We start from the raw sequence: 26,032 nt of genomic DNA, 5'->3' as shown, positions 1-26,032 counted from the left end.
TCCACATCATATGCGTAAGACAAACGATACATTTTAAAATGCGTCCCAGTTAAAGTTGCCCGGCCGGTCAATTCCGTCATAGAAACTTCATTATCCACATTTTAATGCGTTTAATGACGATAGGCAAGCATATACGAAGCCGCACTATTTATCGGGATCTTGATAAAGTCGCCCCAAACAAAAGCCCCCGGAAATTCCGGGGGCTTTTGTTTGGGAAAAGGGAACGCGAAGATCGTTAACCCAATATCCGCCGCACAATGAATTTCCCGTTTTTGATCTCCACCTTTTCGGTGCCCCCGGAAAGCGTCAATTCGCCGGAGAAAGTGCCTTCCACCAATGCTCCCATCACGCCGTATTTCGTGACGGTGATTTGTATTTTATCGGAAATATAGGTTTTGCCGTTCAGGTTCAGAACTACCAGGCAATGCTGGTACACCCCGGTTGCCACGCCTCCGAATTTCAGCGAAAGGGTCGTCTGGCCAGCCGATATCGAGCAGTCGGTCGTGGATTCGGAATTTACGGCCAGCGCCCTTCCGCCTTCCAGTTTAATGGGTGTTTCCTGGATTCCCTGCTTTACGGTGAACTCGGTGGCCGCCACAGGCTTCGGCGCGCACAGCTCGATTTGTCCCAGGTCGGTAACGGTATTGCTGTTCGGCATGACCACCGTTCTTGCCGCTATGGCGCCATCGGGCCCAAATGCGGTGAGGGTTACCGTCTGACCCTGCGGCGCAAACGCCCTGAAGCGGTTTTGCGCGTCGGAGAATACCATGGCGATGACTTTACTGTCTTTCTCCAGGCGGATGTGAGAGAGCTGCGTTTCGGCGGAACATAAGGTGATGCGGCCTTCCAGCGTAGGTGCGCAGGCGAAGCTGACGTCTTGCGTAGATGTAGCGCCTTCATTTATGGCGGGCACATTCCTGGAAAAAGTTCTGCCATCGCTGAATCTGCCGCCGATGCTCAGCTCGAACGCCATGCCGGCCACCACGCGCGCGGTGTAATTTCCCTCGTCGTCGGTAACTGTAGCAGTCTGACCCAGATATACCATCGTCCCTTTTACCGGCGCGTTGTTCGCGCAGGCATCCGTTACCTTTCCTTTTACTATGGCCATTTTCGCTGGTACATCCACGTTCCATGTCGAGAAATGGTTCACGCTGGCTTCGTAGATCGTGCCGTTGAGGGTGGCGGAGCCTTCCTCTTTCCAGATCCCTTTGGCTTCATCGAAATGCCACATGGGAATGGAAGCTGGCGCGCCTGCGCGTTGACTGTTCGCGACCGGGAAACGGAGCTGGGCCTGTTTACCGGTTTTAAGTTTCAGCGGCTGCCCGTCTGCTGAGGTCAATTCCACGTCGAGCATGCCGTAGGAATACAGGGTAACGGTAGAATTATCCGTGCGCACGGCGCTCAGATCGCCCCCGGGGATTTTGAGGCTGAATTCGGGGTCTGCGGGGTCGATATGCGCGGCCGACAGATGCACATTACCGGTGTATGCGCTGCCGTCTGCCCGCACCACGGCGTCTGCCGGGATGTTGACGCGTGCGCCGCCGGGTAGTTCTGCCTTGCCGCCGGCGGCCGCGTTAAAGGTGATGGGTTGCGTCTGGACCGGCAGGGCGATCAGCAACTTTGGATGGCCATTACCGCCGGGTACCCGCCGGATTTGTTTACGGTAGCCGTTTTTGGAGCAATCTACCACCAGCATGTTGCCATCGCCCGTTTTGACATTGGTGAGGGTGAAGGAGCCGTTGAGGGCGGTGTTGACTTGTTGTCCGTCGGCTTTTACGGTAGCGCCGGCAACGGGTTGGCCGTCTTCATCGAGCACGGTGCCCTGCAGGGTAACGGGGTTCCCGGTGTTGGGGGGATTGACTTCCCGGGGGCCGCCGTTTATTTCTTTTTCCTGGCAGGCGACCAGGAGCAGCGCTCCCAGCATACAACAAAGGGAACTACGTAGGGTTTTGATCAGAGGCAATGAAAAATTCATCGTTATTGGATTATACATGAAGAGAATATCCCATGTCAAACGCGGGGCAAAAGTGAAAGTTACCGGGTGGCTACCGGATTGCAGATAAGGCTGATTGGACAGGAGAATTGCGGGGCTGAATCGCGGGGGATGGAAAGAGTAAGTAGCTTTCTATTGGAGGGTTCCTGGATTGAAATGAAAAGTTTGACTGCCGGGAGAGAACAAGCCAGAGCAATGATGCCGCTTTTGACAAAATGATTGCTGGGTAAACCAAACTCCCCATGGAACATCGACGAAGCTATCAATTTGCTGATTCCCAGGTTAACAAGCGAAGCGATAGTATGACCAAGAAAACCAACCTACTTCATCGCGGTCGATTGCTGCACAAAAAAAGCGCCATGTTGCCATGGCGCTTTTACAATATCGGAGTGATGTTATTTTTTCCGGGTAGTGGTCCGTTTTTTCGCCGGTGCTTTTTTGGCGACGGGCTTTTTAACGGGCGCTTTCACCTCAGGCTTTTTCACCGGTGCAGGGAACCTGCTTCTGTCAACGGTGGCGGCCTTGTCGTCCAGCGTCATTTGGAGGGATTCTTTGAGGATCTCCTCTTTTTCGGCCTGGAAGAGTTTCATTTTCTCTTTCGGAACGCGGAGGTCGTAGCTGTTGGATTCTCCGGCGATGGCCTGTGAGAAGCCGGGGTTGAGCCTTTCCAGTTCGTCGGTTTCCATCGCAAGTTTTTTGGCGATGGCTTCGAGCCGGTATTTGCCGGAGATATTGAACTCAACGGTGTTGAACATATCTTCTTCGGTGAGGGGGGCCGCTTTTCTGAATTCGGCGGCGGTGCTCATCCTGGCATTGGGCAAAGGCACGTTGGCCGTGTAATTGCTGCCGACGCCGAAGAAGGTGTTGAACCTGTCGAGGATATAACCGGTGGCGATGAATTTATATACATGGGAGCGGGACTCTGCGGGCAGGAAATACTGGATGCCCCAGAAATCGCTCCGGCCGCTGATCCTTTGTGCGCGCTGAACGCCGCCGGCGCCGCAATTGTATGCGGCAACTACCAGCAACCAGTCGTCGAACTGATCATAGAGCTCATTGAGGTATTTGGCGGCAGCCACGGTGGATTTATAGATATCCTTCCGTTCGTCCACTTTTTTACCGACGTTGAGCCCGAAGATGCGGGCGGTACCGCTCATGAACTGCCACATGCCCACGGCGCCCACGCGGGAGCGGGCGTTGTGCAGGAGGCTGGATTCGATCACGGCGAGGTATTTCATTTCCTCGGGAATGCCGTGGTCAACGAATACTTTTTCGATCATCACGAAGTATGGCGCAGACCGTTCTACCATTACCGCGAGGTGCTGGGAATAACGGGTGGCATAATCGTTGATATAATTTTTTACGAAATTATTGTTCATCTGTTCGTACACCTTCGGAGTACTGATAACAGACGGAAGAGCCTGGGCAGCTCTTTTTACCGAAACGCTGGCAGGAGCCCCGTGCACCGTTGTGTCTTTCGGCAGGTGCGCGGTCTTTTTTAAGGTAACGGAGGTATCGGCGGATGCATCCTGGATCGGGTACACCATCTCCTTATTCACCTCAACGCTGGCGGCAACCACACTGGTACTCCCCACTAAAGCCGGCAATGATAGAAGTAAAAAGACTTTCGTCATACGCGTTGGTTTGTTTTAAACTGTATCTACTTGTTGCATCTGCAACATGGTTTGCGCAATTTCTAACAAGTTCTGCTCGTCTAATTCTCTCGTTATGATCTGTAGGCCATATGGCATCCCGTTGGAATGCCTGGTCAAAGGAACGGAAATCGCCGGAACCCCTGTGAGGTTGGCCAGCACTGTGTAAATATCGGCAAGGTACATCGCGATCGGGTCATCCATTTTCTCCCCGATTTTGAACGCGGTCGTCGGTACTGTCGGCAACAGGATGGCATCGTAACGCTGCAAAATCGCCTGCATCTTTTCCACCACCAGCCTTCGTACCTGCTGCGCTTTCGTGAAATAAGCGTCGTAATATCCGGCGCTCAGCACGAAGGTTCCCAGCAATATACGTTTTTTTACCTCCTTCCCGAAGCCTTCAGACCGGCTTTTTCGATAAAAATCGGTCAGATCGATACCCTTTTCCGGCGTCCGGTGGCCATATTTGACCCCGTCGTACCGGCTCAGGTTACTCGATGCTTCGGCGGTAGTAAGCACGTAATATGCCGCTACCACGAAATCAAGGTATTCAAAATCAACCGGTTCTACGGTATGACCTTCCGCCTTTAACTGTTCAAAGAAACTTTCAAATCCTCCCCTCATTTCCGGGTCCAGGCCCTCGTGATGGAGGGCATCCCTTAGATACGCGAATTTGCGCTTTTTATTGTGCAGATCGGTACTTAATTGATATTGAGGCACTTCACTTTGTGAGGCCGTGCTATCATAGGCATCGGGACCGGCTATGACTTGCAAAACTCTGGCAACATCTGCAATATTCGAGCCAAAAATGCCAATTTGGTCGAACGAGGAAGCATAGGCCAGGAGCCCATGCCGGCTTATACGGCCATAGCTGGGCTTGAGGCCCACAATGCCGCAGAAATCGGCCGGCTGGCGCACGGAGCCCCCGGTATCGGAACCGAGGCTCACATGGCATAAACCCGCCTGTACCGCCACTGCCGAACCGCCGGAGGAGCCCCCGGGCACGCGCGTCTCGTCGAGCGCATTGAGCGTAGGCCCGTAAGCGGAATTCTCATTGGTAGATCCCATCGCGAACTCGTCGCAATTGAGCCTGCCAATGATGATAGCTCCTGCTTCCAGGAGCCTTTCCACGGCCGTGGCGTTGTAGAGGGACTCAAAACCCTCCAGTATCCGGCTCGCCGCACTCACGGCGTGCCCCTTATAACAAATAACGTCCTTGATGCCAACGACAACGCCCGCCAGCAAACCGGGCCGCTCCCCATTCCGGATCTTTTCATCCAGGGAACGCGCCTGCCGGAGGGCGTCTTCCGTAAAAACTTCCAGGTATGCGTTTAAATGACGGGTCTGCTCGATGCGGTCAAGGTACATCCGTACCGTTTCCTCGCAGTTCGCTTTCCCGGCATACAGCGCCTCCTGAAAAGACGATATACTGCTGTATTCAGTCAAACCCAAACCAGTTTAAATCTTACAATGGTAGATCTCTGCAAAAATCGGCTCTGCACCTGCTATTTAGTCGCGGGAGCTTGGATTAAGCCTGTTTTTTAACTTCGGATTCACGCATCCCTTCTTCCACTTCGCGGCGCACGTTGTCTTTTGCATCCTTGAACTCACGGATACCTTTACCCAGGCCGCGCATCAGTTCGGGAATTTTTTTGCCGCCAAAAAGCAGCAATACCACTGCGGCGATGAGGATCAGTTCAGTCATACCGAGTTCCTGGAAAAGTAAAAAAGGTGATTTAACGAAAATAGCAGTCATTTCTCAGTTTTTTATAAATGTTCAGCTAACAAAGATAACGTTTATTTGGGCTTTCGCAACCCTTATCCCCCACTTTAATCGAGTTTTAAGGTCTCCTTCACATCTCTTCATAACGGCCTGTCTATCAACAAAAAAAGCGGGAATCCTTCCGGATCCCCGCATACTAATTTCCCTGTATAAAATACTAAACCCTTTTTTCCTTGATACGGGCAGCTTTACCCTGGCGCTCGCGCAGGAAGTACAGTTTAGCCCTTCTTACCTTACCAACTTTGTTCAGCACAATGCCGTCGATGTTGGGAGAATACAGCGGGAAGAGCCTTTCAACACCCACCCCGTCAGAAATCTTACGAACAGTGAAAGTAGCCGTGAAACCAGTACCCTGGATCTTTACCACATCACCTTTGAAGGATTGGATACGCTCCTTGTTTCCTTCAACGATCTTATAGTTAACGGTAACGTTGTCACCGGCTTTAAACTTCGGAAATTGCTTGTTAGCAGTCAACTGCTCGTGAACAAAAGAAATCGCGTTCATCTTTCAATTATTATTAGGACGGCAAAGGTAAGGAAGAATATCCAATAACCAACACCTTTTCCCGGTTTTTTAAAATTTATTTGATTCAATCATGGTCCAACAAGTCCGGCCGGCGGGCTTTTGTCCGTTTCAGGGCCTCGTCGTGCCGCCACTCGTCTATCTTTCTGTGGTCCCCGCTCATGAGGACCGCGGGCACTTTCCAGCCCCGAAACTCTTCCGGCCGCGTATACACCGGCGGCGCCAGCATATTGTCCTGGAACGAGTCGAAAAGGGCCGAAGTTTCGTCGTTCAGCACCCCGGGCAACAGCCGCCCGATCGCGTCCACCACCACCGCTGCGGCCAGTTCGCCGCCCGACAGCACGAAATCGCCGATCGAGATCTCCATCGTCACGAAATGCTCCCGCACCCGCTCGTCGATCCCCTTGTAATGCCCGCAGATGATCAGCAGATTCCCTTTGAGCGACAGCCGGTTGGCCGTTTTCTGGTTGAATTGCTGCCCGTCGGGCGTCATATAGATGATCTCGTCGTAGGTCACTTCTTTTTGCAGCGATTCGATCGCGGTCACCAGCGGCTCGATCATCATCACCATTCCTGCCCCGCCGCCGAACTGGTAATCGTCGGTCTGGTTGTTTTTCAGGGTAGAAAAATCGCGCAATTGATGAATGTTTACCTCCAGCAGGCCCTTTGTTCTCGCCCTTTTCATGATCGAGTGGGAGAACGGGCTCTCCAGCAGATCGGGCTGTACGGTAATGATGTCTATCCGCATAACGTTATTTCTGTTACCCTAAATAAATGTCCAGCAGGCCGGCCGGCAGTTCGAGATGGAGCACCTTGCCCTTGCGGTCTACCTTCAACATGGTCTGTTCGTTCAGCGGCAGCAGCATTTCCTTTTCCTTATAGGTGACGCGGGCCAGCAGCTGGTGCGGCATTTCGATGATCTCGTCCACCGTTCCCAGCACCCCATGTTCCGCATCCTGCGCCGTAAAGCCCAGGAGGCTCAGGGGCGCCTGGCCGGAAGCCTGCGCCTGGAAATCTTCTTCCTGGAGGTACACGCCTTTCTGCAAATAGGCCCTTGCGGCCTCGCGGCTGTCTATCCCTTCCAGTTTGACGTAAATATGCTCCGCATCCTTGGCTTTGGCTTTCTGCACGAAATAAGGCAGGAAACTGTTTTTCCGCTCTTCGATGAAAATAGCGGGCACGTCTTTAAGGGAAGACCGTTTGCCGAGGCTGTGCTTCAGCAGGAATTCCCCGTCGGTGCCATGAACGGCGGCCAGTTTGCCGATATTGAAATAGTTCGCCATGAACAGGTGTGATAAAAAAGCAAAAAGGGAATCTTTGCGAGCAAATCTTCCCTTTTTGAAATGTGTTATACAGCGGATTATGCTTCTGCCGGTGCTTCGCCTTCTTCAGCGGCGGGAGCGGCCGGAGCTGCGTCCTCAACTTTACGTACTACCGGAGTGGCAGCGCGTACTACTCTTTTCTGGCTTTCGCGGCGGGCGGTCACTTTTTCTTCGTGATCAGCCTGCCATTGCTCGAATTTGGTGTAAGCGGTAGGTTCATCGAACAGACCGAGTTTCACACCACGGAGCAGGTGTTTCAGGTACAGAACGCCTTTGAAGGACAGGATCCTACGAACAGTGTCGGTGGGTTGAGCACCTTTCTGCAGCCAGCGGAGCGCTTTCTGCGTGTCAATGTTGATAGAAGCCGGTACGGTCAGCGGGTTGTAGGTACCGATTTTCTGAATGAATTTACCATCACGGGGCGCGCGGGCATCAGCCACTACGATAAAGTAAAAAGGTCTTTTCTTGGCGCCGTGTCTCTGTAATCTGATCTTAACTGGCATAAATAAGTCGAATTATTTTTTGCGAGTGGTGAAAAAAAATTGTTTCTATTGGGGCAGCAAATGTATAGCTAAAAATGAATTTTACAAAATAAAAGTTCACTTTTCACTTTTGCCGCTATTTTACTTATTTCATTTTCAGCCCTTTGGCTCCTCCAGGCATCTTATTCATCATTTTCATCATCTGACGCATTTGTTCAAATTGCTTCATGAACTGGTTGACGTCGGCGATTTCCTTCCCTGCGCCCCTGGCGATGCGGCGGCGGCGGCTTCCGTCGATGAGATCGGGATTGGCGCGCTCCGCGGGCGTCATGGAGTTGATCATGGCCTCAATGCCCTTGAACGCATCGTCGCTGATATCGAGGTCTTTCACGGCTTTGCCTACGCCGGGGATCATCCCGAGCAAATCCTTGATGGAGCCCATTTTCTTGATCTGCTGCAGTTGTTCCTTGAAGTCGTCGAAATCGAACTGGTTCTGGCGGATCTTCTTCTCGAGCTTTTTGGCCTGTTCTTCGTTGAACTGGGCCTGTGCGCGCTCCACGAGGGTGGTGATGTCGCCCATGCCGAGGATACGCTGCGCCATACGTTCGGGGTAGAAAACGTCGAGCGTGTCGAGCTTTTCGCCCATAGACACGAACTTGATCGGTTTCTGCACCGTGTAGGTGATGGTGAGGGCCGCACCGCCGCGGGTGTCGCCATCGAGCTTGGTGAGCACGATACCGGAGAAATCGAGCTTTTCGTTGAAGGCCTTGGCAGTGTTCACCGCATCCTGGCCGGTCATGGAATCCACCACGAAGAGGATTTCCTGGGGCTGGACGGCCTTTTTCACGTTGCTCACTTCGGTCATCATCACTTCGTCGACCGCCAGGCGGCCGGCGGTATCGATGATCACGACGTTGTTGCCGTTGGCTTTCGCCTGTTTGATGGCGTTTTCCGCGATCTGAACGGCATTTTTATTTTCGGGCTCGCTATACACTTCCACCCCGATCTGGCCGCCGAGTACCTGCAGCTGGTCGATCGCCGCGGGGCGGTATATGTCCGCTGCAACGAGCAGGGGCTTTTTGTTCTTTTTGGATTTGAGGAAATTGGCCAGTTTACCGGAGAAAGTGGTTTTACCGGAACCTTGCAGGCCGGCGATGAGGATCACGGTGGGATTGGCTTTGAGCTCCAGTTCCACTTCGGTGTTGCCCATCAGTTCCACCAGTTCGTCTTTCACGATCTTCACCATGAGCTGGCCGGGAGAAATGGCGGTGATCACCTTTTCGCCGAGGGCTTTGTCTTTTACTTTATCGGTAAAGTCTTTGGCGATCTTGTAGTTCACGTCCGCGTCCACCAGGGCGCGGCGTATCTCTTTCACGGTAGTGGCGATATTGATTTCCGAGATACGACCTTCGCCCTTTAGTTGTTTAAAGGCCGACTCGAGCCGCTCTGATAATGATTCAAACATATTGGTAAGCTGGTATGATCTTTAAAAATGCAAAATGGTGAATATTTCGAATATTCACCATTTGGACTGCAAAAATAAGTTTTTGTTGCGTTCGCGGGAAAAAAATCAGCCACCGAGATAATTCCGCAGCAGTTTGCTTCTTGAGGTGGTGCGGAGTTTGGTGATGGCCTTGTCTTTTATCTGACGTACGCGTTCGCGTGTGAGACCGAATTTTTCGCCGATGTCTTCGAGGCTCATGGGATGTTCCACGCCGATGCCGAAATAGAGCATGATCACGTCTTTCTGGCGGTCGGTGAGGGTGGAAAGGGAGCGTTCGATCTCGCGGCGGAGGGAATCGTGGTGATCGAGCTCCTCGTCTGCGCTGACGGCATTGGGATTCTCGAGCACGTCGAGCAGGGAATTGTCTTCACCGTCGATGAACGGAGCGTCCATAGACACGTGGCGGGCGGCAACGCCGAGGGTGGCTTCCACTTCTTCGGTGTTGATTTCGAGGATGGTGGCGAGCTCGTCGGGCGAGGGCTCGCGTTCGAATTCCTGTTCGAGCTGGGAGTAGGCTTTGCTGATTTTGTTGGAAAGGCCTACTTTATTGAGCGGGAGGCGCACGATGCGCGACTGCTCTGCGAGGGCCTGGAGGATGGATTGACGGATCCACCAAACGGCGTATGATATGAATTTGAAACCGCGGGTTTCATCGAAGCGCTGTGCGGCTTTGATGAGGCCGAGGTTGCCTTCGTTGATAAGGTCTGAAAGGGAAAGGCCCTGGTTCTGGTACTGTTTGGCTACAGACACCACGAAGCGGAGGTTGGCTTTGGTGAGCTTTTCCAACGCGCGCTGGTCGCCCTGCTTGATGCGGATCGCCAGGTTCACTTCTTCTTCCGGCGTGATGAGATCCACTTTGCCGATCTCCTGCAAATACTTTTCTAGCGACTGGGACTCACGATTCGTGATGGACTTCGTGATTTTTAGTTGGCGCATTGACATAGCACGGGAACAGTTACAGGTTATTAATAAGTTAATTTAGAAGAATGCCCAACAAAAATAACTTTTTTTAGATACGACCCAAAAAAAATTACTAACCATTGAATCCTTTTCAAGCAAAATCGATTGTTGGTGATAATCCGTTCGTGTTATGCCGCATTAACCGGCACTGATGCTGGATTCACCTATGATTGCCGGGGTGTGGAAAACGGGGTTGGTTTAACCGTTTCTTCAATCGCAAAATACATAATTAAATATTTTTATATTCCATTTTGTTATAAATCGTGAAAATGAGCGCTTTAGGCGGGAAAATGTTTTTCAAAATTTATTTTGATAGAATAAATAATTTTCTATAATTGCAGGCAGATGATTTTGATTTCTATAATAATACAGTGCGATGTCAAAGAAAGTGCAATATGAGTTAGAATATCCGGTGCGGTGCTCCCCAAGTATTCTTTATGAATTTTTGTCGACCCCTGCTGGTTTGCAGGAGTGGTTTGCCGACAAAGTGGATTTCCGGGATAATGTTTTTTCGTTTTCCTGGAATGGTTCCGCAGAGGAAGCAGAAGTGCTGGAACAGGAAGAAGACGAGTTTATCCGCTTACATTGGACACATGCTCCCAAAAACGAGTATTTCGAATTCAGGATTCGGATCTCCGAAGTAACGAACATGACAATCCTGGTAATCAAGGATTTCGCAGAGAAGAAAGAAGTGGCGGACCAAAGCCAGCTCTGGGATTACCAGATCAAGGACCTTTTCCACCGTATCGGCAACTAACTATCTGAGGAACCTCCCAACCAGCCCAGCAGCGATGCATATTCTACCGCCGCAACGGGCAGGATATTTTCCCAATCTGTCAACTTACACTGTTTTGCTATTTTAACGAAGGGCTGTTGCAGGATGCCTTTCCAATGCTCCTCCGTGAGCGTGGAAGCCGCGCGATAGTTGTCTTCCCCGAAATGATGCTGCCAGGGATCGTCGTTCACACAAACGTACCATCCTGCGGATGCGAGCCGTTCGTGCATGCCCGTTAGCGCCCCGCGCCGGCGCTCCAGCTCCTCCCCCGCCAGGTGCAGCGTGAGGCTGAAATAGCGCCCCCACCAGAAAAACGTCCGGCAGGCGAATATGCTGTTCCGCGAGAAAGCACGGGGATAGTCGAGCATGACGTACGGCAGGCCCAGGTACTGTTCCCCCCGCGAGATCTTCGGCGGCTGCGCCCCCTCAAGCTCCCATCCCCCGATCGTCTTATCCGCCTCCATGGCCGATTGCAGCGATCCAAACATCGCATATACCTTTTCGATCACCCGGTTTTTCGTGAGGATGATCTCCGCGTCTGCCGCCAGTGCCATTTCGCTTTCCGTAAGCCTGTAGTCTTCCATGCCGAAAATATTAACCAATTTTTGGGCGGGCCGCTGTTCCTCCTGTCGGGATTCGTATTAACTTTGTGCGGCCGCTTTTCAAAAATAAGCTGAAAACCAGGCCTTTTTACATTTTACCGTTTTATTTTTCATTCGCCGATTCGTGAAGAAACTCGATAAACTGATCATCAAAACCTTCGTGGGCCCATTCATCGCCACGTTTTTCGTGACGCTGTTCGTGCTTATCATGCAGTTCGTCTGGAAGTATATCGACGATCTCGTGGGCAAAGGGCTGGACACGCCGGTGATCATGGAGCTGCTCATCTATACCAGTGCCAGCCTCGTTCCGCTTGCGCTTCCGCTGGCCGTGCTCCTTTCTTCCATCATGACCTTCGGCAACCTCGGCGAAAGCTTCGAGCTCGTGGCCATCAAATCGGCGGGCATTTCCCTGCTCCGTTTCATCCGCCCCCTGCTCATCCTTTCCATCGGCATCGGCATCGGCGCTTTCCTTTTCGCCAACTACATCATCCCCATCGCCAACCTCCGCGCCAAATCGCTCCTCTACGATATCACCAATTCCAAGCCCGCCTTCAACATCAAACAGGGCGTGTTTTACGGCGATATACCTGGATACACCATCAAAGTAGCGAAGAAAGAAGCGGATAACAAGACCATCCACCAGGTGATGATCTACGAAAACTCCCTGGGCGATAAAAACCCGCGCATCATCCTCGCCGAAAAAGGCACCATGGAACTGTCGGCCGATAAACGCTTCCTCCTTTTTACGCTCTATAACGGCTGGCGATATGAAGAACGCGGCAACACCCGCGCCCAGCAAGGCAATGAGTTGATCCGGCTCGGGTTCAGGAAATACATCAAACCGTTCGACCTCCAGACGTTCGCGTTCGACCGCCTGCCGATGGACCTTTTCGCCAGCAACCAGCAGATGCTGAACGTCCGCCAGCTGGATTACGGTATCGATTCGCTCCGCCGTATCGATTCTTCCATCGTCCGCACCGTCAACGCCTATGTGACCACCCGGTATCCGTTCTACAAGTGGAAAGACACGGGCTGGGCGGCCAATGTGAAGCCTTTGGCTACGGACACTTTTTTCAATTCGATCCCTGAAGCCAGCCGCAGGTACGTGATCGAGCGGGTGGAATCGAACCTCCGGGAATCGGAGTCGAGCCTTTCCACTTCTTCCAAAGATTACGTCGACAATAAGGAAAAAATATCGCTTTTCAAGGTGGAATGGCAGCGCAAATTCTCACTGGCCGCGGCCTGCGTGGTGCTTTTCCTCATCGGTGCGCCGCTGGGGTCCATCATCCGGAAAGGCGGGCTGGGAACGCCGCTCGTGTTTGCGGTGATCTTCTTCGTCATCTTCAACATCTTCTTCATGACCGGCGAAAAAATGGCCAGAAGGGAAGTTATGGCTTCCTGGAGCGGCATGTGGCTCGCCAATATCGTATTGTTGCCCATTTCGGCTTTCCTGGTGTACAAGGCCATGAACGACAGCCAGCTTTTCAACAAGGAATTCTACTACCGCTTCTTCCAGCGCGTGAAAAAGGAATGGCAAAAACGCTTCAAAAAACAGCCCGCCTGAGTTTGCGGCACGGTTGATGCGGTAACAGCTTTTTCCGGCCGGGGCACTACCGGCGGGGAAAATGGCGTTATTACCGTTGAACGGCCCGAGAGACCGGCAAACCATATCCACTGATGAAGCAAATCCTGACAGTTCTGGCGGCAGCACTGCTGTTCCTTCCTTTTCCTGTTTTATTCCGGACGGGCCTTGTGCCTGGAGCGGACGCACCGCTGTACGGATGGCTACAATCCGCTGCGGAAGCGGTTTTCGGCCAAGGTCCTTTTGCTGCGCGCGTTCCCAATGCGCTGGCGGGCATTTTGACCGTGCTCACCTGTTTCCAGCTCGGGAAGCGGCGCGACGATGAGCGTTTCGGGATGTGGTGGGCCCTGGTGCTGGTGGGTTCCTGGCTGCCGCAACTGTTGTTCAGGAGCGATGCGCCGATGATCTGGGGCAATTATTTCCTTTTTCTTTCTATTTACCTGGCTTACCGCCTGTCGTGGAGCACGTCGCCCTGGCGCGCGGCGGCTTTGTCGGGCGTGGGTTTGGGGATCGCGACCTTGTCTGCCGGGCTCGTGGCGCCTGTCATCTGGGCGTTGACGGGGCTGGTCTACTGGACCTGGAAGCGGTTCCATACCGGTTTGAAATGGCCACAGCTGTTATTTATCGTCATGATTGCAGCGGTGACTGCAGGCTGGTACTATGCCTGGCTGGGCTGGCGCGGCGGGCTGACGGGGCTTCGCATCCAGCCGTATTCGTCGGCCGGCCATTCGTTTTCGCTGCACTGGCTGGCCATGGTGGCCTGTTTCCCGGTGCTGGTGTTTGCGCTGACCTGGTTGCAGACCGCTCGCACGCGGTCTATTTACCTGGCGCAGCCGGCGGAAAACAGGGATATGTCGTGGTGGATGTGGGCGTTGTTCTGGACGGGACTGCTGGTGCTTTCCGTGATGCGCGCACCGCTGGAAAGTGCGTCGTTGCTGCATTTGCCATTGGCGTACCTGGCGGCGGTGCAGGTGCACCGTGTGGTGGAGGGGCGGCTCCGGCTGCGGCCGTGGAACCTTGCGCTGCTGGGCATTTTGGGCATCGGCGGAGGGTTGATGCTGGCGTTGCTGCCGCTGGCGGGCAAATATCACCCCGAGCTGCTGCCGACCTGTTTCCGGCCGGATGCGGATTGGCATATCGCGGAGATGGCGTATGGCATTTTGTATATGATCTTCACGGCCGTGGGAACAGCGATGGTGGCGAAGAAGCGGGCGCAGGAAGGGTTGATGCTGCTGCTTTTCGGCGGGATGTTGCTGATTACACTGGCGGCGGTGAGTTTCGGGGATAAGGTGCGATTGGCGCCGCAGGGCACGGCTGTCGAAACGAAAAAGTGATCTTTTACAAGTAAAGTAATGAAGGGCCTGTACCATTTTTAAGGTGCGGGCTTTTTTCTTATGTTGGGGCGCCAGGCCGGGAAACTACCTGCAATTGCCGGCGGACGGCCATAAAAAAAGCGACCGCTGCGCGGGGCAACGGTCGCGGGCATATGTTGGGCCGGGGGCCTTATTTCTTCAGTGCTTCTTCGTAGAGCGCGCTCACTTTTTCCCAGTTTACCACGTTCCAGAAGGCCGCGATATAGTCGGGGCGCTTGTTCTGGTGTTTGAGGTAATAGGCGTGTTCCCAGACGTCGAGGCCCAGAATGGGCGTTCCGGGTTCTTTGGCGAGGTGGGTCATGAGCGGATTGTCCTGGTTGGGGGTGGAAGTGATGGCGAGTTGCCCGCCTTTCTTCACGATAAGCCAGGCCCATCCGGAGCCGAACACGCCTTTGGCGGCGTCGCCGAATTGCTGGCGGAAGGCCTCGTCTGACCCGAAAGCCGCGGTGATAGCGGATTTCAGTTTAGCGGAGGGTTCCGTTTTGGTGGGCGACAGCAGGCTCCAGAAAAGGGAGTGATTGTAATGGCCGCCGCCGTTGTTACGAATGGCAGGCGATGCCGCGGTAACGGCGGACAGGATCTGACCGAGGGATTTGGAGGCGAGGGGGCTCGACTTCAGGGCATCGTTCAGATTTTTCACATAAGCGGCGTGGTGTTTCCCGTGATGGATTTCCATGGTGAGCTGGTCGATATTCGGCTCCAGCGCGCCGGCGGCATACGGAAGGGGCGGCAGTTCGAACGGGGCTTTGGCGGCGAGGAGGTCTTTATTCTGCTCCCCTGCGGCGAAAAGCCCGGACGGATTGGCTATCGCAGCCACGCCGGCCAGTCCGGCCAGTTTTATGAATTCTCTCTTATTCATACTGAACATATTATTATTACAAATCTATTATTTCCACCGTAAAACCATGCAAATATTACACCAATGACGGGCGTTTTATTAATTTGCGGCTAAGGAGGCCATTATTTTAAGGTTACTGCAAAATAAAGCCTTCGTTTCTCGTTTAATTTGAAATTAATTGCTATTTTACTTTTATATTCATGTGTAAGCTGTAGTGTACTTAATCATTTTGAAAAGATGAAGCCATTTATCCCTGGAGCCAGGATCAGTCCCCGACGGTACGAAAGGTATGCCGCAGGCGAGCCTGACTGCCAAATCCGGCGAAATCCGGGCATCGTCCATCTCCCCTTAAAAGTCAAATCAAGCGCCATTCTTTTCCATTCAAGTTCATTAGTTAATACCCCTGTTTCCTGAAAAAGGAAAAGGTGACACAGGATTCCCGGCCGTTGGGGTTATGCAAACGGTTGAATGCAATAAATTAAACCGGCCGGCAGCCGAAACGAAGCCGGGCGGAATTTGATTTTTGGATATAAGTATCAGAGCACAGGCAATAAATCATAAAAAGAAAATCGAGCGTAGCGGCAGTATGACACTAAAGGAACGCATACAAGAGACACAATCGGCGCCTATCACCTACACCCCGGTATTTTTCTACCCGGACCGGGCTGCAGATCAGGCAGCACTGCAGCAATTGCTGCAGGCGCAACCGCATATAAGGGTATATGATGAGCTGGCCGGTCAGCTCCGGGAACTGGTGAAAGTCCAGCACCCGACGCGCCGGCTGTCGGAAGCGGAAACGGTTGCGGCCGTGGAAGCGCACCTGAACGGCGTTCCGCAAGACCAGTACGGCGTTTGGGTATTTTACCCGTGGACGGCCAAGTTGGTGCACCTGCTGGGAAAAGAAGAATTCATCGCGCTCCGCACTTCGCGGAACATGCACAAGATCACGGCGGCGGAAAGAGATGTGCTGCAGGAGAAGAAAATTGGCGTCATCGGTCTTTCCGTAGGCCAGACCATCGCCCTCACACTGGCCATGGAGCGGATTTGCGGGGAATTGCGGCTGGCGGATTTCGACGATGTGGAACTGACGAACATGAACCGCCTGCGCACGACCGTCGACAACCTGGGGATGCCCAAAGTGATCGTGGCGGCGCGGGAGATCGTGGAAATGGACCCTTATATCCAGGTGAAAGTGTACCTGGACGGGGCTACGGAAGCGAACCTGGACGATTTTCTCACCGGCGGCGGCAAGCTGGACATCCTGGTGGAGGAATGCGACGGGGTGGACGTGAAGATCCTCAGTCGCCAGAAGGCCCGCAAACACCGCATACCCGTGGTAATGGATACCAACGACCGCGGAATGCTGGACATCGAGCGGTTCGACCTCGACCCGGAATATCCCCTGTTGCACGGGCTCATCCCTCCTATCGAAGACCTGGGCATGTTGAAACATTTGAGCAACGAGGAAAAGATTCCCATCCTGGGGCCGATGGCGGGTATGGCAGACATGAGCCCCCGCATGAAATATTCGCTGGGAGAGATCGGCAAAACCATCACCACCTGGCCGCAACTGGCCTCCTCCGTTATGCTGGGCGGGGCGTTGGTGACGGACACCTGCCGGAGGATATTGCTGGACCAGCTGAAAAGCTCCGGCAGATATTATGTGGATTTCGATCAACTCATTCAATAACGCCCAAATTAACTAAACGAAGCAATCAATGAGCGCACCGATCAACGTTAGGGCATTTTTCGCACCAGACGACCCGGAAGCAGCCATGCGATTTTACGAAGGCCATAGTAAGCTGTTGCAGATTTACTTCGGCATTCACAAGATCACATCCGGCAATGTGGACTGGATCAGCCACCGCAATACGGTGGTGGTGATCGTGGAAGACGAAACAGGCACCAAAACCTACGGTGGCGCCCGGGTCCAGATTGCGGACGGCGTACTCCCCCTCCCCATCGAAATGGCGGTGGGCAAGTACGATCCGAAAGTGTATACGGACGTGGTGCCCGGCAGCGCGGAGATCTGCGGGCTGTGGAACTCCAAGGAGGTGGCGGGCATGGGCATCGGGAGCCTCATCCTCAGCAGGGTTTGCGTCGCGCTCACCACGCAGCTGCCCGTGGGCAACGTACACGTACTTTGCGCACCGGTAACGGTGAGGGGCGCCAAGCGCGTAGGCGCGGTCATCGACACGTCGCTGGGGAACGAAGGGGTGTTTTATTACCCGAAAGACGATCTGGTGGCAACGGCGATGATCATCCGCGACAACCACGAGCTGGCCAGCGCCGATCCCTCGGAGCAGGCGCTCATCGCCGATCTGCGGAGCAATCCCAACCAGGTGCGCACCGAAACAGGGCCCAAAGGGACCTTCGAAGTCAATTACATGTTGGGCCTCCCACAAATGGTTCCTTAAAATCAGTATGTTTGCTGCGGAATTTGCCGCCTGACTATATAACAATCGTGAACTAAAATGTCTATACGTTTATTCGCCCTGATCCTGCTTACCCTTGCTGCCCAATTGACGACCCGCGCACAGACGCCCGTCGTATTCCGCGACAGCGCCCAGCTTTTGCAGGTAGGCGAATACCTGGACCTTTATATCGACAGTTCCAACGAGCTTACCATCGACCAGGTGCGCAAGCAGGAATTCCGGCACTCCGGCAGCAGGGTCCCCAATCTCCAGATCACGCCCTTCACCAGCTGGGCCCGCATCCACGTCACCAACGCCACGACCATCACCCGGCTCCTCCTCGAAGTGGAATACCCCACGATCGACGAGATCTCGCTGTACGAAGTGCTCCCGGACGGAGGGTACAAAGTGACCGAACTCGGCCAGTACCAGCCTTTTAAGATACGCCCCATCAACCATCAGAACTACATCTTCCCCCTCGATATCCAGCAGGGGCAGACCCGTGAATATTTCCTGAAGATCCGCGCGGGCGAACAGGCCCAGCTGCCCATGTACCTCGGCGCGGAGTCGACGCTCTTCGCCAAGAACACCGAGCGTAACTTCATCTTCGGGCTGTACGCCGGCATCATCCTCGTGATGGCGCTATACAACTTCTTCATCTGGCTCACGGTGCGCGACAACAGTTACCTCATTTACGTGAGCTATATCATCTGCGTGGGCCTCACGCAGGCCTCGCAGCAAGGGTATACATTCCGGTTCCTGTGGCCGAACAGTCCATGGCTGGCCATGCACGACACGCTGCTCATCCCGGTCTTCAACGGGATCACAGCGGCGCTGTTCATACAGTCGTTCCTGCATACCCGTGAAAAGTACAAACTGGGGCATAAACTCCTCACCGGCGTGGTGGTCGCCTATTCGCTGGCGCTCGTTCCCACGTTGATGGACAATCACTTCGTGGCCAACATGATGACGCAGATCATCGCCATGACGGCTTCGTTGCTGGCGATCTTCGTGGGCTTCAAGGTATGGCGGAAAGGATACGGGCCGGCGGCTTACTTCCTCGTGGCCTGGGGGATATTCCTGGCGAGCGTGTGTATTTTCGTGTTGCGGAATTTCAATATCCTGCCGTATAACGACTTCACGTATTACGCCCTGCAGGTGGGCTCTGCGGCGGAGGTAACCCTGCTTTCCTTCGCGCTGGCCAACAAGATCAATATTTACCGGAAGGAGAAGGAGGAATCCCAGGCGGTGGCGCTCCGTATTTCCCAGGAAAACGAGCAGCTGGTGCGCGAACAGAACGTGATATTGGAAGCGAAAGTGGCCGAACGCACCGAGGCGCTGCAAACTTCCAACGGCGAACTGAACAAGGCGCTCACCAACCTGAAAAGCGCCCAGACGCAGCTGGTGGAATCGGAGAAAATGGCCTCGCTCGGTCAGCTCACCGCCGGCATCGCCCACGAAATCAACAATCCCATCAACTTCGTAACGTCCAACATCAAGCCGCTGAAGCTCGATTTCGAGGACATCCGCACCCTGCTGCGAAAATACGACACCATCCGGCCGGGAGACGACGTGGCCGGGCAACTGGCGGAGATCGAACGGTTCAAGCAGCAGATCGATATCGGGTATTTGCATGAGGAGATAGACACCCTCATCAAAGGGATCGAAGACGGCGCCAACCGTACCGCAGAGATCGTGAAAGGCCTCCGGACGTTCAGCCGCCTCGATGAAAGCGACCTCAAATCGGTAGACATCCATGAAGGCCTCAACTCCACCATGGTATTGCTCCGCAACAATATCCCCAAGAACGTGACGGTACATTACGATTACGGCGAACTGCCGAAAATCGAATGCTTCGCCGGCAAGCTCAACCAGGTGTTCCTCAATATCATCAACAATGCGCTGAACGCCATCAAGATGAAGCCGGACCAGGGAGACGAGCGGCTCACGATCAAAACGCGGCTGGAAGCCGACAAGATGGTGAGCATCAGTATCAAAGACAGCGGCATCGGCATGTCTGACAAGGTAAAGGAAAAGATTTTCGAGCCGTTCTTCACGACCAAAGACGTCGGTGAAGGCACGGGCCTCGGGCTATCCATCGTATTTAGCATCATCGAGAAGCACCACGGAAGGATCGTGGTAAATTCCGAACCCGGAAACGGAGCGGAATTTATCATATATTTACCCCAGAATGTGCCTATCGCTCAGAGTCATGCGTAAATAAAAGCAGAAAGAACCCTACATGAAAAATAACCGTATCAGGATCTTGTACATCGACGATGAAGTACATAACCTTAATGCATTCCGCGCGAATTTCCGCAGAACTTACGAGATATATACCGCCAGTTCTGCCGCCGAAGGCATGCAGGTACTGAAAGGAATCGAAGTTCACATCATCATAGCAGACCAGAAGATGCCCACTACCACCGGTGTGGAATTCTTCAACGAGATCAAGGATTTGCTGCCAGACCCCATCCGCATCCTCCTGACCGGTTATACCGACGTGGAAGATATCATCGACGCCATCAACAAGGGGCACATCTTCTCCTACATCAAAAAACCCTGGGACGAGCACGAGCTGTTCAAAACCATCAACAATGCATACGAAATCTATTCCGCCCGCAAGCAGCTGAAGGAAAAAGTGGCGGAACTGGAAAAGACGAACGACGAACTGAACCGGTTCATCTATTCCACCTCGCACGACCTCCGCGCACCGCTCATGAGCGTGCAGGGCATCATCAACCTCAGCCGGCTCGATAACACGATGACCGACCCGCAGGGGTATATGGGGATGATCGAAGTATGCATCACGCGGCTGGACAGTTTCATCCAGAAGATCATCGAATATTACCGGAATTCGCGGCTGGACCTGGAGTATGAGAAAATCGATTTTGTAACCCTGCTGAACGAAAGCATCGACACGTTCAAGCATCAGAATACCAACATCGGTTTCAATGTGAATGTGGACCAGCCGGTGCCTTTCAAGGGCGATTTCTTCCGGATCAGCGTTATCCTGAACAATCTGATCAGCAATGCCGTTAAATATCAGAAGCCGGACGAGACCTCCCCGCAGGTGAACCTTTCGGTGAAGGTAGAGCCGCATAAAGCCACGATCAGGATAGAAGATAACGGGATCGGGATACTCAGCGAGCACCTGAGCAACATTTTCAAAATGTTCTTCCGCTCCAAGAACAACAACAAACCCGGAAGCGGTATTGGCCTGTATATTGTAAAAGAAGCCCTCAACAAGATCGGGGGCACCATCGGCGTAGATTCCCGTTACGGAGAAGGCACGCAATTTGAAATTACCATTCCGAACAGAAATGAATTCGATACCTGATCTCCGCGTAATATTAATCGACGATAACGATATCGATCTGCTCCTGCATGAAAGGCTCATATCCATTCAGCAGATCAGCCGGACGATCCTTTCCTTCAGCAACGCCAACAAAGCGCTGGAATTCCTGTCCAGCAACATTACCCTCCCCCACATCCCGCCCACCGTCATCCTCCTCGATATCCAGATGCCGGAAATGGACGGGTTCGAATTCCTCCGTTCCTTCGACTCCTATCCGCAGAAGATCAAGAACCAGTGTTACATCATTATGGTTTCCTCTTCCCTCGACTTCGGCGATATTTCCCGCACCAACGCCAACCCGATGGTGATCCGCCTGCTCAAGAAGCCCTTGCAGCCCAAAGAGCTGAAAGACGTCATAGAGGGCATTTTCCGCGATCAGTAAATAAAAAAGGCTTCTTCATGCGAGATGAAGAAGCCATATATGTTCCCCGGGCACGGGCCCGGAAAACGGACCCCCTGGTTACAATTCCTTCCTAGTTTTCGTTGATGCCGTAATAATAAGCTTTTCCACTGCCGGGATACGTACCCTCGATCTGGTAATTGCCGTTCTGACGCGCCAGGGCCGCTTTCAGCTCGTCTACCGTGCGCACGGCGATGCCGCCCACCCGGGTAATTACAAATCCTTCCTTCATGTTCGTTTGCTGGTCGAGCAGGCCGCCTTCTTCGATGGATTTCACTTGCACGCCGCCTGCAATGCCCAACCTGGCTGCATCCTGGCGTGAGAGGGCTGCAAAATCAGCCCCCAGTGCGCTTACCGAAGCACCATTGCCTGCGGCCATATTGCCGAGCTTACCTTTCAATGTTGCACTTAATTGCTGTTCACTGCCATTACGTTGCAGTGTGATCGCCACTTTATCGCCGGGCTTGAGCCTTGCGATCTGTTCAGACAGTTCCGAACCGGAATTCACCGCCGCGCCGTTCACCTTCGTGATCACGTCCCCCTTCTTCACACCGGCCGCTGCCGCTGCGCCGGAAGGATCGGTATCCATCACGTACACACCGTCTGTATTGCTGGCGGTAATGCCGAGCTCTTTCTTCTGTGCATCGTCGAGGTTCTCGGGCGCCATGGAGATGCCCAGGTAACCGCGCTGCACGCTACCGAACTGTTTGATGTCGTTGATCACTTTTTTCATGAGGTTAGACGGGATGGAATATGCGTATCCCGCGTAAGATCCCGTGGGCGAAGCGATGGCGGAGTTGATGCCCACCAGTTCCCCGTTCGTGTTCACGAGCGCGCCGCCGCTGCTGCCGGGGTTCACGGCCGCATCCGTTTGCAGGAAGGCTTCCACCGGGGCGGAACCCTGGCGGTTGATGCCGATGCTGCGCGATTTGGCGGAGATGATGCCCTGCGTTACGGTAACGTCGAGGTTGAGGGGATAGCCGATGGCCAGCACCCATTGGCCCAGTCGCACGTCGTCAGAGTTGCCGACCGGTATGGCGGGCAGGCCTTTCGCGTCGATCTTGATGAGGGCCAGGTCGGTATTGGGATCGGAACCGATTACCGTTGCCTTGTAGTTTTTACGGTCGGTCAATGTAACCGCAATCTCGGAGGCGCCGTTCACCACGTGGTTATTGGTGACGATGTAACCATCTTCGCTGATGATCACGCCCGATCCGGAAGCCCGCTGTTCGGGGGTGCTGAATTGCCGGCGGCCGCCGCCTTCGCCGAAGAACCGGCGGAAAATGTCGTCATCCATCCCTTCGAACGGATCTTGCTGGGCTACCTGCCTGCTTTTCACGACCGTGCGGATATGCACGACGGAGGGCACCGCGTTCCCTGCCGCCTTTTCAAAATCAGTAGGCTGGGCCGAAGCCGGGCCTGTATATGCTGTTTGAATGAGGGGTTGAGGGTTTCCGAAGCCGATACCGTCCGAAATTCTGCCGGATTTGCCGCTGAGGACGAATCCGCCGGCTACCACGGCCCCACCGATGAGGAGGCCTGCAATGAGTTTCTTATTGATCATAGTATCCAGAGTTTTATGGTGTAAAACTGCCGTGGCATTCTGAATACTTTCTGAATATCGGGGAAGCGGGGAACGATTTTAACTTTTCATTATCACCTGGAAGTTGTGCATGCCTTTCTCCCAGCTGTATTTCACTTCGAAACCGTAGAGATCGCAGATCTTGCGGACGATCTCCAGGCCCAGGCCCAAAGACTCCGCATCCTTGCTGTTCTTGGCAAAACGCTGATAGATGCGGTCTTCCTGCAGCGGGTACGCCTGGCCGGTGTTGCTGACGGTCAGCATGCCGTTGGCGCCCTTCACCACGATCTTCCCGCCGGGCAGATTGTGCCGGATGGCGTTAGACAGCAGGTTGCCCAGCAGCACTTCCAGGAGGTTGGGGCTCATGTTCACCGGCAATTCATCGAGCCAGTCTTCTTCCACCTGCAGCCCTTTCTGTGCGATCTGCGGCTCGTATTGCGCGAGCAGATGCCGCGCCGTTTCGCGGACCAGCACGGCTGCCGTGTCGGGGAATTGCCCGTTCTGGATGCGCGTGAGCAGGAGGAGCCCCTTGTTCAGCCGCGTCATCCGGTGGCTGGCGTCCGCCAGTTCGCTGATGAGCGCGGCCTGCTCTTCGGACAGCGGTGTGGTTTGCATGAGCATTTCCAGCTTTCCCTGGAAAACCGCCAGCGGCGTCCGCAATTCGTGGGACGCGTTTTCCGCGAATTCTTTCTGGGAAAGATAGGACTGGCGGCTTCTTTCCGCCAGCTGCTCCACCGCCGAATTCAGTTCCCCGAACTCGCTGATGCCCGATGGCGCCAGTTGCAGCGGCGCCGGATCGTCGACCTTATACGCCCGCAACTTGCGAAGCGTCTGGTAAAAGGGCTTCCAGATGCGCTTCGCCAGCGATTGATTGATGAGCAACAATCCCGACAACAGCAATATCAGCAGTACGGATTGTAAGACGATGATACTCCCGATCAGCCGTTGATGGTCTGCCAGCGACGATTTGATCTGCAGCCGGTACGTTTCCTGGTTGATGACGAGGTAAGACGTGAGCAGCCGGTATTTATCGGACGTGTAGAGCGAATCGCTTTCGGGCCGGCGGGGCGCTTTTTCGAGCGTAACGCCATCGTCCAGCTGGGGTTGCAGCGCTTCCGGCTCAATTTCCATGACGCGGAGCCGCGGGATGAGCTGCGTTTTGGTGGCAACGAGACTGGCGTCGATGTTAGATAGCACGATGCGTTGCAGCACGTAATAAAAGACCGGGATCGCGACCATGAGGAGCACGATCGACAGCCAGAAATAATATTGGAGGGTTTTGTTGAGCAACTTCATCGGTGAAACTTTTTAACGTGTCAGGGCGTTTCGAGTTTGTACCCCATGCCATAAACCGCTTTGATATGATCGGTCCACCCGGCCTGGATGAGTTTCTTCTTGAGGTTTTTCATATGGGCGTAGATGAAATCGTAATTATCGAACAGTCCTTCCCCATCACCCGACAAATGCTCTGCTATCGCGTGTTTGGACACTACGCGGTTGCGGTTGGTGAGCAGGTAGAGGAGCAGGTCGTATTCCGAGCGGGTGAGGTCTGCGGGTTGATTCCCAACGCGGACCGTCCGTGCGGCGGTATCTACGGTGAGGCCGGCGGCTTCGAGTATGGAAGAGCCGGAGAAGCGCCTGCGGCGGATGACGGCGGCGATGCGGGCGCTCAGTTCGGAGAGGTGGAATGGTTTGACGAGGTAATCGTCTGCCCCGAGCTGGAGGCCGTGGATGCGGTCTTCGATGCCGTCGCGCGCGGAAATGATGATGACGCCGTCTGTCTTGTTGTTTTCGCGGAGGGCTTTGAGCACCTGGAGGCCGTTTCCGTCTGGCAGGGAAATATCGAGGAGGATGCAGTCGTAGTCGAAGGATTCGATGCGCTGCAGGGCGGAGTGTTTATCGGCGACCAGCTCACAGGTGTACGCTTCCGCCTGGAGGTAGTCGGAGATGCTTTGGCCGAGGGCTTTTTCGTCTTCGATGATGAGGATCTTCATAATTCCGGGATGAAAATACGGAATTTCGGCGGTGGGGGATGGGAGATGTTATGGCTATATTTTGGGGGAGGGATGCCCGGCGGGAATAAAAAAAGCCCCGCGGCGGCGGGGCTTCCGGTAAAGTTGCGGGGTTGGCTTATTTGGCCGGATTGCGTTCGAAATCGAAGGAAGGGTCTGGATTGTAGGGGTCGGGGCCGTATTTGTTTTCCGACTGATCGCCCTGCGTGATCGCAAGGATGAGCCCGTAAATGGGGATGAGCATGTACCATCCACTTTTGTTCACATCGTGCGCGCGGCGGATCATAACGGCCACACCGGGCAGGATGAATATCAGCGTAACGACGAGGCTGACGATGGAGAGCAAGGCGGCAGGAAGCACGAACGCCCCTGCGAAAGAGATCCCCCAGGAAACGATGAGATTGAAAAGGAAGAACCACCAGAATTCGGCGCGGCTGGCGCGGCCGTTGAAGTCGGTGGATTTTTTGAATACCGTGATTACGTGTTGTTTCATAGTTGCAGGATTGGTTTTAAAATTATCCGGGGCAAAATACCGGTGGCCGCACCTGCTAATGAAGGGAAATCCGCGGAAGCGGGGATTTGGATCACCGGAGGCCAATATTCCCGGTATGAAAAAACAACCGGGAACGTGAAGAAAATCGGCGGCCCGAAAAATTGCAAAAGATTTTTTTTGAATTTTGAAAAAAGCCCCTATTTTTGCACTCCATTCACGCAAGGGGGGTTAGCTCAGTTGGTAGAGCGCTTGCATGGCATGCAAGAGGTCAGGGGTTCGACTCCCCTATCCTCCACCAGGAAAAAGCCTTTCAGAAAAATCTGAAAGGCTTTTTTGTTTTATGCACAGATTAAGAAATTTCGCCAAAAGATTCCAATTTCGAAT

General features: G+C 53.8%; 24 protein-coding genes and 1 tRNA gene. 9 read left to right on the top strand and 16 right to left on the bottom strand.

Translation table 11 applies throughout. The features are described 5' to 3' along the window. Window positions 1-235: 235 nt before the first annotated feature. The 10 genes from ACQKLP_RS23070 to ACQKLP_RS23025 form a co-directional block, all read right to left on the bottom strand. Complete coding sequence (locus tag ACQKLP_RS23070) at window positions 236-1,924, bottom strand: carboxypeptidase-like regulatory domain-containing protein (protein ID WP_427325332.1); 1,689 nt, start codon at window positions 1,922-1,924, stop codon at window positions 236-238. Between the two features lie 464 nt (window positions 1,925-2,388). Continuing rightward, window positions 2,389-3,627 carry a lytic transglycosylase domain-containing protein gene (locus ACQKLP_RS23065; RefSeq protein ID WP_427325330.1) on the bottom strand — a complete coding sequence of 413 codons (1,239 nt, stop codon included), beginning with the start codon at window positions 3,625-3,627 and terminating at the stop codon, window positions 2,389-2,391. Between the two features lie 15 nt (window positions 3,628-3,642). After that, the gene (gene gatA, locus ACQKLP_RS23060) at window positions 3,643-5,091 is read right to left on the bottom strand and encodes an Asp-tRNA(Asn)/Glu-tRNA(Gln) amidotransferase subunit GatA (RefSeq protein ID WP_427325329.1); all 1,449 of its coding nucleotides are present in this window, start codon (window positions 5,089-5,091) and stop codon (window positions 3,643-3,645) included. Window positions 5,092-5,173: 82 nt separating this feature from the next. Beyond that, window positions 5,174-5,401, bottom strand: a complete 228-nt coding sequence (locus ACQKLP_RS23055; protein ID WP_427325328.1) for a Sec-independent protein translocase subunit TatA/TatB — start codon at window positions 5,399-5,401, stop codon at window positions 5,174-5,176. Window positions 5,402-5,585: 184 nt separating this feature from the next. After that, complete coding sequence (gene rplS, locus ACQKLP_RS23050; protein WP_126244091.1) at window positions 5,586-5,933, bottom strand: 50S ribosomal protein L19; 348 nt, start codon at window positions 5,931-5,933, stop codon at window positions 5,586-5,588. A gap of 85 nt (window positions 5,934-6,018) precedes the next feature. After that, window positions 6,019-6,699: a tRNA (guanosine(37)-N1)-methyltransferase TrmD gene (gene trmD / locus ACQKLP_RS23045; protein WP_427325327.1), complete on the bottom strand. Its 681-nt coding sequence runs from the start codon at window positions 6,697-6,699 to the stop codon at window positions 6,019-6,021. 13 nt (window positions 6,700-6,712) lie between these two features. Beyond that, window positions 6,713-7,234, bottom strand: a complete 522-nt coding sequence (gene rimM / locus ACQKLP_RS23040; protein ID WP_427325326.1) for a ribosome maturation factor RimM — start codon at window positions 7,232-7,234, stop codon at window positions 6,713-6,715. Between the two features lie 77 nt (window positions 7,235-7,311). After that, the gene (gene rpsP, locus ACQKLP_RS23035; RefSeq protein ID WP_126244094.1) at window positions 7,312-7,776 is read right to left on the bottom strand and encodes a 30S ribosomal protein S16; all 465 of its coding nucleotides are present in this window, start codon (window positions 7,774-7,776) and stop codon (window positions 7,312-7,314) included. A gap of 124 nt (window positions 7,777-7,900) precedes the next feature. Beyond that, on the bottom strand, window positions 7,901-9,220 hold the full coding sequence (gene ffh, locus ACQKLP_RS23030) for a signal recognition particle protein (protein WP_427325324.1): 1,320 nt from the start codon (window positions 9,218-9,220) through the stop codon (window positions 7,901-7,903). Window positions 9,221-9,325: 105 nt separating this feature from the next. After that, window positions 9,326-10,195, bottom strand: a complete 870-nt coding sequence (locus tag ACQKLP_RS23025; protein WP_074240841.1) for a sigma-70 family RNA polymerase sigma factor — start codon at window positions 10,193-10,195, stop codon at window positions 9,326-9,328. 400 nt (window positions 10,196-10,595) lie between these two features. Between ACQKLP_RS23025 and ACQKLP_RS23020 the strand changes: the two genes are divergently transcribed. Beyond that, window positions 10,596-10,976 (top strand): START-like domain-containing protein, encoded by a 381-nt coding sequence (locus ACQKLP_RS23020; protein WP_126244096.1) that lies wholly within the window; start codon window positions 10,596-10,598, stop codon window positions 10,974-10,976. On the opposite strand, the gene ACQKLP_RS23015 is transcribed toward ACQKLP_RS23020, so the two are convergent. Then, window positions 10,973-11,578, bottom strand: coding sequence for a hypothetical protein (locus ACQKLP_RS23015; protein ID WP_427325322.1), 606 nt, complete (start codon window positions 11,576-11,578; stop codon window positions 10,973-10,975). The two genes, ACQKLP_RS23020 and ACQKLP_RS23015, sit on opposite strands and share 4 nt — an antisense overlap. A 142-nt stretch (window positions 11,579-11,720) precedes the next feature. Here ACQKLP_RS23015 and ACQKLP_RS23010 point away from each other — a divergent pair, with 142 nt between their 5' ends. Together ACQKLP_RS23010 and ACQKLP_RS23005 are read left to right on the top strand one after the other, a co-directional pair. Beyond that, window positions 11,721-13,160: an LptF/LptG family permease gene (locus tag ACQKLP_RS23010; RefSeq protein ID WP_427325321.1), complete on the top strand. Its 1,440-nt coding sequence runs from the start codon at window positions 11,721-11,723 to the stop codon at window positions 13,158-13,160. Between the two features lie 113 nt (window positions 13,161-13,273). Then, window positions 13,274-14,512 carry an ArnT family glycosyltransferase gene (locus tag ACQKLP_RS23005; protein ID WP_427325320.1) on the top strand — a complete coding sequence of 413 codons (1,239 nt, stop codon included), beginning with the start codon at window positions 13,274-13,276 and terminating at the stop codon, window positions 14,510-14,512. Between the two features lie 169 nt (window positions 14,513-14,681). On the opposite strand, the gene ACQKLP_RS23000 is transcribed toward ACQKLP_RS23005, so the two are convergent. Further along, window positions 14,682-15,410 (bottom strand): superoxide dismutase, encoded by a 729-nt coding sequence (locus tag ACQKLP_RS23000; protein ID WP_427325319.1) that lies wholly within the window; start codon window positions 15,408-15,410, stop codon window positions 14,682-14,684. Window positions 15,411-15,975: 565 nt separating this feature from the next. Between ACQKLP_RS23000 and ACQKLP_RS22995 the strand changes: the two genes are divergently transcribed. The 5 genes from ACQKLP_RS22995 to ACQKLP_RS22975 are packed head-to-tail and all read left to right on the top strand — an operon-like array spanning window position 15,976 to window position 21,543. After that, window positions 15,976-17,079, top strand: a complete 1,104-nt coding sequence (locus tag ACQKLP_RS22995; RefSeq protein ID WP_427325318.1) for a ThiF family adenylyltransferase — start codon at window positions 15,976-15,978, stop codon at window positions 17,077-17,079. Window positions 17,080-17,107: 28 nt separating this feature from the next. Beyond that, complete coding sequence (locus tag ACQKLP_RS22990) at window positions 17,108-17,806, top strand: hypothetical protein (protein WP_126244102.1); 699 nt, start codon at window positions 17,108-17,110, stop codon at window positions 17,804-17,806. A gap of 57 nt (window positions 17,807-17,863) precedes the next feature. Then, window positions 17,864-20,023 carry a sensor histidine kinase gene (locus tag ACQKLP_RS22985; RefSeq protein ID WP_427325317.1) on the top strand — a complete coding sequence of 720 codons (2,160 nt, stop codon included), beginning with the start codon at window positions 17,864-17,866 and terminating at the stop codon, window positions 20,021-20,023. 22 nt (window positions 20,024-20,045) lie between these two features. Next, entirely contained in the window at window positions 20,046-21,143 is a 1,098-nt protein-coding gene (locus ACQKLP_RS22980) for a sensor histidine kinase (RefSeq protein WP_427325316.1), read from the top strand. Beyond that, window positions 21,127-21,543 (top strand): response regulator, encoded by a 417-nt coding sequence (locus ACQKLP_RS22975; protein ID WP_126244105.1) that lies wholly within the window; start codon window positions 21,127-21,129, stop codon window positions 21,541-21,543. The genes ACQKLP_RS22980 and ACQKLP_RS22975 overlap by 17 nt, the downstream gene beginning before the upstream one ends. Window positions 21,544-21,634: 91 nt before the next feature. On the opposite strand, the gene ACQKLP_RS22970 is transcribed toward ACQKLP_RS22975, so the two are convergent. The 4 genes from ACQKLP_RS22970 to ACQKLP_RS22955 all read right to left on the bottom strand — a co-directional run bounded on the left by ACQKLP_RS22970 (window position 21,635) and on the right by ACQKLP_RS22955 (window position 25,648). Then, window positions 21,635-23,125, bottom strand: coding sequence for a trypsin-like peptidase domain-containing protein (locus ACQKLP_RS22970; RefSeq protein WP_427325315.1), 1,491 nt, complete (start codon window positions 23,123-23,125; stop codon window positions 21,635-21,637). Window positions 23,126-23,203: 78 nt separating this feature from the next. Beyond that, on the bottom strand, window positions 23,204-24,439 hold the full coding sequence (locus tag ACQKLP_RS22965; protein ID WP_427325313.1) for a sensor histidine kinase: 1,236 nt from the start codon (window positions 24,437-24,439) through the stop codon (window positions 23,204-23,206). A gap of 20 nt (window positions 24,440-24,459) precedes the next feature. Next, window positions 24,460-25,137 carry a response regulator transcription factor gene (locus ACQKLP_RS22960; RefSeq protein WP_427325312.1) on the bottom strand — a complete coding sequence of 226 codons (678 nt, stop codon included), beginning with the start codon at window positions 25,135-25,137 and terminating at the stop codon, window positions 24,460-24,462. Between the two features lie 136 nt (window positions 25,138-25,273). After that, the gene (locus ACQKLP_RS22955) at window positions 25,274-25,648 is read right to left on the bottom strand and encodes a DUF805 domain-containing protein (RefSeq protein ID WP_427325310.1); all 375 of its coding nucleotides are present in this window, start codon (window positions 25,646-25,648) and stop codon (window positions 25,274-25,276) included. Window positions 25,649-25,870: 222 nt separating this feature from the next. Between ACQKLP_RS22955 and ACQKLP_RS22950 the strand changes: the two genes are divergently transcribed. Then, window positions 25,871-25,946: transfer RNA gene (locus ACQKLP_RS22950), tRNA-Ala, on the top strand. Window positions 25,947-26,032 lie beyond the last annotated feature (86 nt).

Source organism: Chitinophaga sp. NPDC101104 (assembly GCF_050277495.1).
In the GTDB taxonomy this organism is placed as follows: domain Bacteria; phylum Bacteroidota; class Bacteroidia; order Chitinophagales; family Chitinophagaceae; genus Chitinophaga.
The sequence above is the reverse complement of the archived record's forward strand: the minus strand, read 5'-3'. Positions and strand labels throughout refer to the sequence as shown.